The organism is Fluviicola chungangensis, assembly GCF_007558725.1.
Taxonomy (GTDB): domain Bacteria; phylum Bacteroidota; class Bacteroidia; order Flavobacteriales_D; family Crocinitomicaceae; genus Fluviicola; species Fluviicola chungangensis.
Window position 1 is genome coordinate 281514 of record NZ_VLPL01000003.1, and the last position, 12650, is coordinate 294163.

Here is a 12650-nt window from a genome sequence, read left to right on the forward strand (position 1 = left end):
GTTTTTAAGTGGCAGAAATTTTGCAAGGAGAGAAAGCAGAACTTTATGGTATGATTCATTTCAAGCTGATGTTACGCGTTTTTTCGATCGGATTAATCGTCTTTTTTGCAGGGAATTTCAGTTTTTCTCAGAATTCGATTCAAACAGCAATCGATGCGTTTTCTTCCAATGCCTACTTTGCAAATGCATCCGTAAGTTTCATGGCAATGGATTGTGCTACGGGCCAGGTTTTGGCCGCCAAAAATCCTTCGCTGGCCCTTCCGCCGGCTTCTACTACCAAGCTCTTCACAACTGCTACGGCATTTCAGTTGCTGGGAAAGAATTATGCCCCTCAAACGCGGATTTACCTGGATGGAGAATTATCTAAAGAAGGAGTGCTCAACGGAAATTTATGGATCAGGGGCGGCGGAGATGTGGCGCTTGGAAGCCGTTATTACAATGGTAATGGAAGAGAAGATGAATTCCTTGAAAAATGGGTGGACACGCTGGTGAAACTCGGGATCAGGAAAATCAATGGGGCCATTGTCGCCGATGCTTCGGAATTCGGTTACGAAGGAGCACCTGACGGCTGGAATTGGGGAGATATGGGAAATTATTACGGAGCAGGAGCATCCGGACTTCCGATTTATGATAATATGTTGCGTTATCATTTCCAGGTAGGAACTAAAAGCGGGCTAAAAACGAATTTTCTTGGAACAACTCCGGTTGTGGAAGGATTAAAATATGCCAATTATATTCAAACAGGTGGTTCGGGTGACAATTCGTATATCTACGGAGCTCCGTATTCTATGGACCGTTTCGGAACGGGAACACTGGGAGCCGGCTTGGGAAGATTTACCGTAAAGGGAAGTTTGCCCGATCCGGAATTGACGTTTTCACAGGAATTTACACGCGTAATGAAATCCAGGGGGATTGAGGTGAAAGAACCGGCGCTTTCAGCACGGAATTTAAGCATCCTTTCAGCGACTTCGCGGTACGCAGGCATGAGATTATTCTTCACCCATAAGGGGAAAACCCTGAATTCCATTGCCTGGTGGACGAATATGAAATCCGTGAATTTATTTGCGGAAGAAGTGCTTTGCTGGATAGGGTATGGAACTTCCGGAAACGGATCGATAGACAACAGCATTGCGCGGATGATGAATTATTGGTCTGGCAAAATCAATACGATCGGACTTTACATTACCGACGGTTCAGGTTTATCGAGAAGTAATGCGATTTCTGCCGGTCATTTTTGTGAAATGCTGAAATACATGTCGACGGCCAAAGAATTTGATGCTTTTTATGCGACTTTACCGGTTGCGGGAGTTTCCGGAACGCTTTCTTCTGTTTGCAGGAATCAGCCGGGAGAAGGGAAGATCCATGCAAAGAGCGGAACAATGAAACGGATCAAGGCTTATTCGGGGTATGCAGAAACAAAGTCCGGTAAAAAAGTGTGTTTTTCACTGATCATCAATAACTTCAACTGCTCTTCAGAGTATACGGTGGAACAAATGGAGAAGGTCTTCAACGCGATGGTTTTGTCGGAATAACACTGGTTTTAATTGTGTTAAAGGAACGATATTCGGGTTTCCCTCCTTGAGTAGAAGGACCCGCACTGCAGGTGATCTTACAAAGGTTAGTGCAGTAAAGGGAGGAAACTTTAATTGCCTTTCTTCAATTCACCGCTTTTATTAATTTTGTAGGAATAGACTATTTTAAGTAATCTCCATAGATTAAACACGTGAAAAAAATACAAATGGTTGACCTGGCTACCCAGTACCAGGCAATAAAATCCGATATAGACTCAGCAATTCAGGAAGTTTTAGATTCGTCTGTTTTTATTGGCGGACCTGTGGTTCAGCGGTTTCAAAAATCATTGGAAGCGTATTTGAGTGTAAAGCACGTGATCCCTTGTGCCAACGGCACGGATGCCTTGCAAATCGCAATGATGGCTTTGGGACTGAAACCTGGCGACGAAGTGATTACGCCTTCATTTACTTACATTGCAACTACGGAAGTTATTGCATTATTGGGTTTAACACCGGTTTTTGTAGATGTTGATCCAAAGACTTTTTGCCTGGATCCGTCAAAGATCGAAGCGGCGGTTACACCGAAAACAAAAGCAATCGTCCCGGTTCATTTATACGGTCAAGCTTCTGATATGGATGCCATTATGGAGATTGCCCGGAAGCATCGTTTATTCGTGATCGAAGACAATGCCCAGGGAATCGGATCCGATTATTATTCAAAAGACGGGGAAACAAGAAAGCTCGGAACGATCGGAGATATTGGATGTACCAGCTTTTTCCCTTCAAAAAATCTGGGTTGTTACGGAGATGGCGGGGCTATTTTCACAAATAATGATGCATTGGCAGAACAGTTGAGAATGGTCGCTAATCACGGTCAGAAAGTAAAATACCGGCACGATGTAGTAGGTTGTAACTCCAGGCTGGATGCCATTCAAGCGGCAATCTTAAATGTAAAACTTCCCAAACTGGACGAATATGTTGCTGCCCGAATCAAGGTGGCTGATTTTTATGACCGTGTTTTGGGCGCATCAGATAAAATTGAAACGCCTTACAGAGATGGGAAATCCAAACATGTTTTTCATCAGTATACCGTTCAATTGAAAGGTGTTGACAGAGATGCGCTGCAAGCGTACTTGGCTTCAAAGGAAATTCCTTCGATGATCTATTATCCTGCTCCGGCGCATAAACAAGGGATGTTTAAATCTTTCAATCTGGGCGATTTGGACCTTCCGGTAACAGAAGAATTAACGAAACATGTAATCTCTTTTCCTATTCATACAGAAATGACAGAAGAACAGCAGGCATTTATTTGTTCTGAAATTCTTCATTTCGTAAACGCTAACTGATCATGAAGAAAATTGCTGTAGTTGGAACCGGCTATGTAGGTTTGGTAACCGGGACCTGTTTTGCCGAAACAGGAAACCAGGTTATCTGTGTAGACATCGATAGTAAAAAAGTAGCACGTATGCGCAACGGGGAGGTCCCGATTTACGAGCCGCACCTGGATGTGCTTTTCGAACGCAATATTAAAGCAAATCGCTTGTCCTTTACCACGGACCTGGAAGCAGGTATCCAAGATGCTGAGATAATCTTTCTGGCTCTACCGACTCCTCCGGGGGAAGATGGTTCGGCAGATCTGAGATACATCTTAGGTGTAGCAGACGAACTCGGCAAGTTATTAAAAGATTACAAGGTTATTGTAGATAAAAGCACGGTTCCGGTTGGAACAGCTGAGAAAGTACATGCGGCTATTGCAAAACACGCGACCGTTGATTTTGACGTGGTTTCCAACCCGGAATTCTTAAGAGAAGGGTTTGCGGTAGACGATTTCATGAAACCTGACAGGGTCGTTTTGGGAACCTCTTCGGAGCGGGCGGAACAAATCATGGAACAATTATACAAACCATTCGTCCGCCAGGGAAATCCGATCATTTTTATGGACGAGAAATCAGCTGAGTTAACGAAATATGCTGCAAATGCATTTTTGGCCACCAAGATTACATTCATGAATGAAATAGCCAATTTCTGTGAACTGGTAGGAGCAGATGTAGACAAAGTCCGCATTGGGATCGGGTCCGATGAGCGCATCGGGAAGCGTTTCCTGTTTCCGGGAATCGGATATGGGGGCTCTTGTTTCCCGAAAGATGTTCAGGCATTGGTCAATTCAGGGCTTGAAAATAACTATTCGTTCGGGATCATTCAGGCAGTAATGGAAGTAAACGAATCTCAAAAAACGATTCTTTTCCCGAAAATGAAGAATTTTTTCAGGGGAGATCTTTCGGGCAAGAAAATTGCTCTGTGGGGCTTGGCTTTCAAACCGGATACGGATGACATCCGGGAAGCACCGGCTTTGTATATGATTGATGCTTTAGTTAAAGCAGGAGCAAACATCACGGCCTATGATCCGGAAGCAATGGAAAACGTGAAAGGAGTTGTTGGTGACAGCATCTCATTTGCAGAGAATGAATACGACGCACTGAAGGATGCAGATGCCTTGCTCATTTGCACCGAATGGGGTGTTTTCAGAAACCCGGACTTTGATAAAATGAAGTCTCTGATGAAAGATTCCGTTATCTTCGACGGAAGAAACCTGTTCGAGATTTCTGAAATGAATAAGAACGGGTTCTATTACAGTTCAATTGGCAGGTCCATAGTATCAAAATAATATGAATACAGGGAGAAAACGCATATTGATTACCGGTGCAGCCGGATTTTTGGGATCGCATTTATGTGATCGCTTTATCAAGGACGATTATCACGTGATCGCGATGGATAATCTCATCACAGGACGACTGAAGAACATTGAACATTTGTTCCGGCTGGAGAATTTTGAATTCTACCACCACGACGTCTGCAAGTTCATCCATGTTCCCGGGAATTTGGATTATATCCTGCATTTTGCTTCACCTGCCAGCCCAATTGATTATTTAAAAATACCGATTCAGACCCTGAAAGTAGGGTCTTTGGGGATTCACAATTGTTTGGGATTGGCCAGGGTAAAACATGCGCGCGTATTGATTGCAAGTACATCCGAAATTTATGGCGATCCGACGGTGCATCCGCAAACGGAAGACTATTGGGGAAATGTGAATCCGGTAGGACCAAGGGGTGTTTACGACGAAGCGAAGCGTTTCCAGGAAGCCATTACGATGGCCTACCATACCTTTCACGGAGTTGAAACGCGGATTGTCCGCATATTTAATACTTATGGACCGCGCATGCGGTTGAACGACGGTCGTGTACTTCCCGCATTTATCGGGCAGGCATTGCGTGGTGAAGACCTGACCGTTTTTGGAGATGGTTCCCAAACGCGTTCGTTTTGTTACGTAGACGATTTAGTGGAAGGAATTGTGCGTTTGCTGCATAGCAACTGTGCTGATCCGGTGAATATCGGTAACCCGGATGAGATTACCATCAGCCAGTTTGCCGAAGAGATCATCAAATTGACCGGAACTACGCAGAAGGTCATTTACAAAGATCTTCCTGTAGACGACCCGAAACAACGTCAGCCGGACATTACCAAAGCACGGAAACTGTTGGATTGGGAACCGAAAATTGACCGGGCAGAAGGTTTGAAACGGACGTATGCGTATTTTAAGAGTTTAACCAAGGAGGAATTGTACCAATCGGATCACATTGATTTTGAGAAGTACATCGTTCGATAAATCCAACGAAATGACAACCTATTTTGCACACGAAACAGCGGTAGTTGATCCCGGCTGTATCATTGGTGAAGGAACCAAGATCTGGCACTTTTCGCATATCATGCCGAATTGTGTGATCGGAGAACGCTGTAACATCGGTCAAAACGTCGTGGTTTCCCCGGAAGTGATTTTGGGAAACAATGTGAAAATCCAGAACAATGTTTCCATCTACACGGGAGTCATTTGTGAAGACGATGTATTCCTGGGGCCATCGATGGTTTTTACGAATGTCATGAATCCGCGTTCGGCTGTAAACCGGAGAGATCAGTATTCCCGGACGGTTGTACGGAAAGGTGCTTCCATCGGGGCAAATGCAACGATCGTTTGCGGAAATGATATCGGGGAATATGCCTTTATCGGTGCCGGATCCGTTGTAACGAAAGAAGTTCCGGCGTATGCCCTGGTTGTAGGGAATCCTGCGCGACAGATCGGATGGATGAGTGCTTTTGGTCACCGCTTGACTTTCGATGAAAACGGTTTTGCGGTTTGTCCGGAAAGCAATGAGCGCTACCAGTTGACGGATAACCGCGTGAAGGCAATTTGATTATAAATACACCAGACCAGTAGGGGTGTAAAATTTTACACCCCTACTGGTTTAATAGCGCCCCTGGCGGTTATCGGTTTTTTGCCGGATTGCGTGCATTGAACGGAAGCGATTTCCGAATTTGCCTGATACCACTTTATTCCAAGCAATTTTAATTACTTTTGGGCTTTGAAAATACCAGTCGATAACAGAGCATTATATAATATGATACCAGAAAACCAAAAAGTAAAGTTTGCCATTCTTGGGGCCGGACATATCGGGAAAAGACATGCTGAAATGGTGAGGAGAGACCCGGAAGCTGAACTGGTTGCAATGGTGGATGTTCGTTCCATGGAAGCATGTGCAGCTACAGATTTCAATGTTCCTTTCTTTGTTACGTTGGATGAATTACTGGCTTCGGGTATTGAGTTTGATGTCTTGAATGTATGTACTCCGAACGGATTGCATGCGGAACAAGCTTTGGCAGGACTCGAAAATAAAAAGCATGTGGTGGTGGAAAAACCGATGGGTTTAACGAAAGACCAGTGCGAAAAAGTCATCTTTAAATCCTTGCAGCAGTCCAAGCATGTTTTTTGTGTGATGCAAAACCGCTATTCTCCTCCGAGTGAATGGATCAAGAACCTGATCGAAAGCGGAACATTAGGAGACATCTTTATGGTCCAGTTGAATTGCTACTGGAACCGCGATGAACGTTATTACAAAGCAGGTGGCTGGAAAGGGACCAAGGACCTGGACGGCGGGACTTTGTTTACACAGTTTTCCCATTTCATAGACATCATGTATTGGTTGTTCGGGGATATCGACCATATTCAGGGGAAATTTGCGGATTTCACGCACAAAGATTCCACTGATTTTGAAGATTCGGGATTTGTGAGCTTTGATTTTGTAAACGGTGGAATGGGATGTATCAATTATTCAACTGCCGTGGCAGATCGCAACCTGGAAAGTTCCATGACTATCATCGGAAGGAACGGAAGCGTGAAAATCGGCGGGCAGTATATGAACGAAGTGGAAGTGTGCAACATTCCGGGATATGAAATGCCCGAACTGGCACCTACTAATCCCGGAAATGATTACGGAGCTTACAAAGGTTCCGCGGCAAATCATCATTATGTAATCACCAACGTGATTGACACTTTGAAAGGAAGAACTTCTGCTACCACCAATGCTTTGGAAGGGTTGAAAGTGGTAGAGATTATTGAACGCATTTATAAGGTAAGAAATGAGCAGCTTAATTTACAATAAATTAGTAGCAAAAGAAGCGAAACTGGCAGTGATCGGTTTGGGATATGTCGGACTTCCGATTGCATTGGAATTTGCAAAGAAGATCCGGGTGGTTGGGTTTGATATCAACCAGGGGAGAGTTGACATGATGCGCAACAAAAAAGATCCGAGCAACGAATTGGAAACCACTGCCTTTGATGGTTGTGATATTCATTTCACCTCCGACATCAATGATCTGAAAGACGTTCAATTCTACATTGTGGCAGTTCCTACTCCGATTGATGATGCAAACCTTCCGGATCTGAGACCGCTTTTGGGAGCTTCCAAAACAGTTGCCCAGGTATTGAAAAAAGGAGATTACGTGGTGTTCGAATCAACCGTTTATCCCGGATGTACGGAAGAAGACTGTATCCCGGTTTTGGAAGAAATCTCCGGGTTGAAATTCAAAGCAGATTTCAAAGTGGGTTATTCACCGGAGCGAATTAATCCGGGAGACAAGGAACACACACTTCAAAATGTAGTGAAAGTCGTTTCCGGATGCTGTGAAGAATCCCTGGAAGAAATAGCAAAGACTTACGAGTTGGTGGTAGGTGCCGGAGTTCACCGTGCCACTTCCATCAAAGTGGCTGAAGCTGCCAAAATCATTGAAAATACGCAGCGTGACGTCAATATTGCCTTGATCAACGAATTGTCGATCATCTTTAATCGCTTGGGGATCAATACTTACGATGTCCTGGAAGCTGCGGGTACCAAATGGAATTTCCTGCGGTTTTCCCCTGGTTTGGTGGGCGGACACTGCATTGGAGTCGATCCGTACTACCTGACACACAAGGCACAGCAAGCAGGATATCATGCGAAGATCATCAACAGCGGCCGTTATGTGAATGATTCCATGGGCTTTTACATCGGGAAACAAACAGTGAAGAAAATCATCGCTCAGGGAAAACACATCCAGGAGGCGAAAGTATTGGTAATGGGAGCGACTTTCAAAGAAGATGTTTCCGACATCCGAAATTCCAAGGTCATTGATGTGGTGAATGAGCTGAAATCTTTCCAGGTAAAGGTAGATTTGGTCGATCCGCATGCGTCTTCCGGCGAAATGGAACACGAGTACGGAGTCGGTTTGGTCGAAATCGGGAAAAATTACGATGCAATTATTGTTGCGGTTAATCATAAGAACTACAAGAACCTGGATGAAACCTATTTCAAATCTTTGATGAAGGACAATCAGGGTGTTTTTGTTGATATAAAGGGAATTTATAAAGGAAAAATCAAAGACCTGGAATATTGGAGTTTGTAGCGGATCTAACAGGTTCAAATGTGATTTTGGTCCGGTGAACAGTTCTGATGTTAAAATAAAAACGGCTTGTCCGTTTTTTTGTTTTGTCCCGCTTTTGTCCCGCTAATTTAAAGCAACGTTCATCTACTTTTGGAGTTTATACTTTAAAGGTACAGAACAATGAAATTCCCAAAATGCACTTATTTGGTTAAACTCGGGTTTTTAATTCCGCTGGTCCTTGCTTTCAATGGCCTGTCTCAGTGCAGCGGAATGATTACTCCAGTTAATCTGGGGCCGGATACCACCTTGTGTACCGGGCAGACCATCACACTGAATGCGTCAACAACGGGCCCATACGATTCGTACAAATGGAATAACAACTCCACAGCCGCGACCCGGTTTGTTACCAGTGCAGGAACCTACAGTGTAAAAGTAGGAAAGCTTGGAAGCAACCTGATCGTAAACGGTGATTTTGAATCAGGCAATACCGGCTTTACAACCGGTTATACCATTGGAACAGGTGGAAGCTGGGGTTTGCTATCTTTGGCAGGAACATATCTCGTTACAACCAACCCGTCACTTGCTCACAGCAATTTTATGTCCTGTACAGATCATACGGCAGCACCCGGAACGCAAATGATGGTGGTAAATGGTGCTGGAACAGCAGGAACCAATGTGTGGTGCCAAACCGTGGCAGTGGATGGAAACACTGATTACCAGTTCAGTGCCTGGGCTTCCAATGCCTTGAATAATCCAAGCGTTGCACAGTTGCAGTTCTCGATCAACGGTTCACCGATCGGGACGGTGTTTTCAACCCAAACAATCGGCTGTTCCTGGCAGCAATTTTTTCAAACCTGGAATTCCGGACTGAACAGCTCTGCGCAAATTTGTGTATTGAGCCAGAACCTGATCGATGATGGAAATGACTTCATGCTGGACGACCTTAGCTTTAAACCGATTTGCTATTCTTACGATACCGTGGTGGTTACATACAGTACGTTCCCTTCTGTGAACCTGGGAGCGGATACGACCATTTGTGAAGGTTCCATGCTGGTTTTGGATGCACAAAATCCGGGTTGTACTTACCTCTGGGATGATGGTACAACGAACCAAACCCTGGATGTTACTGCCACGGGAACGTACCAGGTAACGGTGAAAAATGCAGCTCAATGTGCCAAAACGGATGCGATCACCGTTACAGTTGAGAATCAGAAACATGCCGGAAACGACAGTTTGGCGGTTTGGTGTGAAACCAATGGAGTTGTGAATCTGAACAACCTGCTTTCTGCGGGAAGCACCGCGGGAGGAAGCTGGACGGATTTGAATAATGGCCTGGGAACGAATTTAACTTCGGGCGGACAATTGACCGTAAACGGAGCAATCGGTTCGAACCAACTGGAATACGTGGTGTTCGGAACCTATTGTCCGAATGATACCAGCCGCTTCCAAATCAAAGTAAACAGTCAGCCCATAGGAGTTAACCCGACCAGTCTGCATCTGTGCAATTCCTCCGGATCAACAGTGGATTTGGATCAGTATACCACGGGAGCATTCCAGACATTGGCATCGTATTGGACAGAGACTTCAGGATTTCCGACCAATCAGTTTGACGCTGCAACAGGCGTGTTGGACTTGTCTCTTTTGGCTAATGGGAATTACGAGTTTGCTTACGTTTTACCCGCAGACACCCTGTGTGTGAATGATACGGTAAAAGTGACGATTCAGATTACTGAAAATCCCATTATTGCTTTTTCGTCGGATGTGGTCAAAGGATGTTTTCCTCTGGACGTTCAGTTTCTGAATGAAAGTACGGCAAATCCGGGTTCCATTGTTGCGTGGGATTTGGGAGATGGTACCCTTTCTTCAAATAACTCGATTGTCACCCATCAGTATACCGGAATTGATTGTTTCGATGTAACGCTAACCATTACAGCGGATAATTTGTGTACGACCAGCAAGACGATCCCGGATATGATTTGTGTGGATCCATTACCCGTTGCCAGCTTTAATTACAATCCGCAACAAGTTTTTTCCATTGATCCGACTACTAATTTTGAGAACACTTCTTCATTCAACGATCAGAATCTCTGGAGTTTTGATGATGGTACGACTTCTGACCAGGTAAGCCCGACACACCAGTTTCCTATCGGGCAGATCGGGAACTACCATGTGGAATTGATCGTGATCTCTGATCAGGGTTGCCGGGATACCACTTACCGGATCGTTGTTGTGAGAGACCAGATGATCTTCTACGTTCCGAATACGTTTACTCCGGACGGAGACGAGCACAACCATATTTTCCTTCCAATCATGACCGCCGGATTTTCCCCTGCAAGTTACGAGTTCTATGTTTACAACCGCTGGGGAGAATTGCTCTTTGAGTCGAGAGACACACAAGTGGGTTGGGATGGCACTTACGCCGGTGGAATGTCCCAAACAGGATTGTATACCTGGATCATTCGTTTCAAAGACGATGATAACGACGAAAAATTTGAATTTTCGGGGCATGTAAATTTGATGAAGTAGGAACTTTCAGCCCAAATACCGGGAAGATTACTCAACGATTACTACAGCAAACTCAAAGCTGAAAGGAAAGAAGGTTGCCCCGGAACAAGCATTCTTGGCGCGAACAGTGCTTTCATTAGTGTTGCATTGCTTACAGCCTGCGGAAGTGAAGTTCTCCCTGTTTTTCTCTAAGGAGGAAATAGGTTACATTTGTACAGTTACCCCTAGAAGAAAACACGTTGAAACAAATTTGCTATCACTTAATTCCCATAATCGTTGCTTGCGTTTTGAGTCCTTTCTCCTTCGGAGGGATGTTGAACTCAGAGCGGGGAATAGCAAAAATTATTTCAGAAAACGAACATAAGGGGACTTCCTTTATTCAACTGTTTGAAAATTACCAGCAGGCAGATTTTTCAAGCCCTGCAGAATGGAACCGGTTCCTGAAAAAATTGTGTAAAGAGGACAAAATTACGGAACGGGCAGATTACCCTGAATTGTGTTATGTTATTGGCCGGCGGTTATCCGATGGGCAGAAGTACCGGGAAGCCTATTATTTTTTATACGTCACGTTGCGGGAAGAAACGGATGTTTATACTTCTCAAAAACCCTATCTCGCTCTTTTTCACGAAACATTAGGTCAATTATACTATTTCTTCAGAAGGTACGATCTCTCGGAAAAGCATTTGAAAATTTCCTTGCATCGCTCCCATGTTTCAGAGGAAAGTAAGATCAAATTATACAATACGCTGAGTTTGATCTACCGGGATAAACTGGACAATAAAACTTCCGAATGGTATTTGCGAAAAGCATACAAACAGGCTGTAAAATTAAAAGATGAAACCTGGATGGGGATCTTGTCGGGAAACCTGGGATATATTGCGTTGTCAAAAAAGGAGAACGCAAAGGCAAGAAAGCTGATCCAGTTTGATTATGAAGTCAGTGCCAAGAGCAATCAGACCAATAGTCAGATTAATGCGCTGGCTTTGTTGATTGAGTTGGACCTGATGGAGAACAAACTGGCACAATCGACCCGGAAGATGAAACTATTTGACAGTCTGATGAAGCATGAGACAAACCCTCAGTTGTGGGGAACGTTTTACCAAACTAAAATTAATTATTACGAGAAACTGGGCCGGTATGAGATGGCCCTGAAAAGTTTCCGGAAATTCATTTCCTACAAGGAAATCAACGATGAAAAAAGGCAATTTATCAATATACAGAACGCCGAATTCCAAATCGAGTTTGAACGAAAGCAGGGAGAAAATACCATTTACAAGGAAAAGAAGAAAACAGACGACCTGATTATCTCGGGCTTGTTTGTCATCTGCCTTATTTTAGGATTGACCAGTTTCATTATTATCAAGCAAATTCAGCGTAAGCGGAAACAGGATAAAGAACTATTGACCCTGCGTGCCCAGAAAATGGAGGATGAGCTTCATGCGACAGAACGGGAAATGCGCGCTTTGCTTTCAACCATGTTTGATAAAAACAAAGTTATCTTCGAATTACAGGAGCAGGTTGAATCCTTTGAAAAAAATCAACATTCCAAAACGGATTCGGAGAAAGAGGCGATGCTGAATGATCTGCAGTCTTTTTCATTATTGACAGAAACCGATTGGATCGAGTTCAAGCGTTTGTTTGAAAAATTAAATCCGGGATTTTTTGGTTTCTTCCAGGATAACTTTCCGGAGATAACGGCAGCTGAAATCCGTTTGGCGGCATTAATTAAGTTGAATTTATCGAATTTGGAGATGGCCCGGACCCTTGCAATTTCTCCCGACTCCGTGAGAAAGACCAATCTGCGTCTTCGCAAAAAGCTGAACATTGAATCCCTGGACGACTTGACGCGGTTTATCAAGGCTATTTAGTGTAATTTATCATGC

9 protein-coding genes are annotated in these 12650 nt (G+C 44.2%); all 9 read left to right on the top strand.

Features of this window, described 5'->3' with window-relative positions:
* Positions 1-8 precede the first annotated feature (8 nt).
* The 9 genes from dacB to FO442_RS07485 all read left to right on the top strand — a co-directional run bounded on the left by dacB (position 9) and on the right by FO442_RS07485 (position 12635).
* Positions 9-1532: a D-alanyl-D-alanine carboxypeptidase/D-alanyl-D-alanine endopeptidase gene (gene dacB / locus FO442_RS07445; RefSeq protein ID WP_144332537.1), complete on the top strand. Its 1524-nt coding sequence runs from the start codon at positions 9-11 to the stop codon at positions 1530-1532.
* A 206-nt stretch (positions 1533-1738) separates the two neighbouring features.
* Positions 1739-2857: a DegT/DnrJ/EryC1/StrS family aminotransferase gene (locus tag FO442_RS07450; RefSeq protein ID WP_144332833.1), complete on the top strand. Its 1119-nt coding sequence runs from the start codon at positions 1739-1741 to the stop codon at positions 2855-2857.
* A gap of 2 nt (positions 2858-2859) precedes the next feature.
* Complete coding sequence (locus tag FO442_RS07455; RefSeq protein ID WP_144332538.1) at positions 2860-4176, top strand: UDP-glucose dehydrogenase family protein; 1317 nt, start codon at positions 2860-2862, stop codon at positions 4174-4176.
* Position 4177: 1 nt separating this feature from the next.
* A complete protein-coding gene (locus FO442_RS07460; RefSeq protein ID WP_144332539.1) occupies positions 4178-5176 on the top strand; it encodes a UDP-glucuronic acid decarboxylase family protein in 999 nt (332 codons plus the stop codon).
* A gap of 10 nt (positions 5177-5186) precedes the next feature.
* Positions 5187-5759, top strand: a complete 573-nt coding sequence (locus tag FO442_RS07465; protein ID WP_144332540.1) for an acyltransferase — start codon at positions 5187-5189, stop codon at positions 5757-5759.
* A gap of 204 nt (positions 5760-5963) precedes the next feature.
* The gene (locus FO442_RS07470) at positions 5964-7004 is read left to right on the top strand and encodes a Gfo/Idh/MocA family protein (protein WP_144332541.1); all 1041 of its coding nucleotides are present in this window, start codon (positions 5964-5966) and stop codon (positions 7002-7004) included.
* Positions 6982-8283, top strand: a complete 1302-nt coding sequence (locus FO442_RS07475) for a nucleotide sugar dehydrogenase (protein WP_222101979.1) — start codon at positions 6982-6984, stop codon at positions 8281-8283. The genes FO442_RS07470 and FO442_RS07475 overlap by 23 nt, the downstream gene beginning before the upstream one ends.
* Positions 8284-8442: 159 nt before the next feature.
* A complete protein-coding gene (locus tag FO442_RS07480; protein WP_144332542.1) occupies positions 8443-10788 on the top strand; it encodes a PKD domain-containing protein in 2346 nt (781 codons plus the stop codon).
* A 290-nt stretch (positions 10789-11078) separates the two neighbouring features.
* On the top strand, positions 11079-12635 hold the full coding sequence (locus tag FO442_RS07485; protein ID WP_144332543.1) for a helix-turn-helix transcriptional regulator: 1557 nt from the start codon (positions 11079-11081) through the stop codon (positions 12633-12635).
* The last annotated feature ends 15 nt before the right edge of the window (positions 12636-12650 follow it).

What these genes read in the sequence shown, in the direction of transcription:
- FO442_RS07450 (WP_144332833.1), top strand. Translation starts at nt 1,739, where the DNA reads ATGGTTGACCTGGCTACCCAGTACCAGGCAATAAAATCCGATATAGAC.
- FO442_RS07455 (WP_144332538.1), top strand. Translation starts at nt 2,860, where the DNA reads ATGAAGAAAATTGCTGTAGTTGGAACCGGCTATGTAGGTTTGGTAACC.
- FO442_RS07460 (WP_144332539.1), top strand. Translation starts at nt 4,178, where the DNA reads ATGAATACAGGGAGAAAACGCATATTGATTACCGGTGCAGCCGGATTT.
- FO442_RS07465 (WP_144332540.1), top strand. Translation starts at nt 5,187, where the DNA reads ATGACAACCTATTTTGCACACGAAACAGCGGTAGTTGATCCCGGCTGT.
- FO442_RS07470 (WP_144332541.1), top strand. Translation starts at nt 5,964, where the DNA reads ATGATACCAGAAAACCAAAAAGTAAAGTTTGCCATTCTTGGGGCCGGA.
- FO442_RS07475 (WP_222101979.1), top strand. Translation starts at nt 6,982, where the DNA reads ATGAGCAGCTTAATTTACAATAAATTAGTAGCAAAAGAAGCGAAACTG.
- FO442_RS07480 (WP_144332542.1), top strand. Translation starts at nt 8,443, where the DNA reads ATGAAATTCCCAAAATGCACTTATTTGGTTAAACTCGGGTTTTTAATT.
- FO442_RS07485 (WP_144332543.1), top strand. Translation starts at nt 11,079, where the DNA reads ATGTTGAACTCAGAGCGGGGAATAGCAAAAATTATTTCAGAAAACGAA.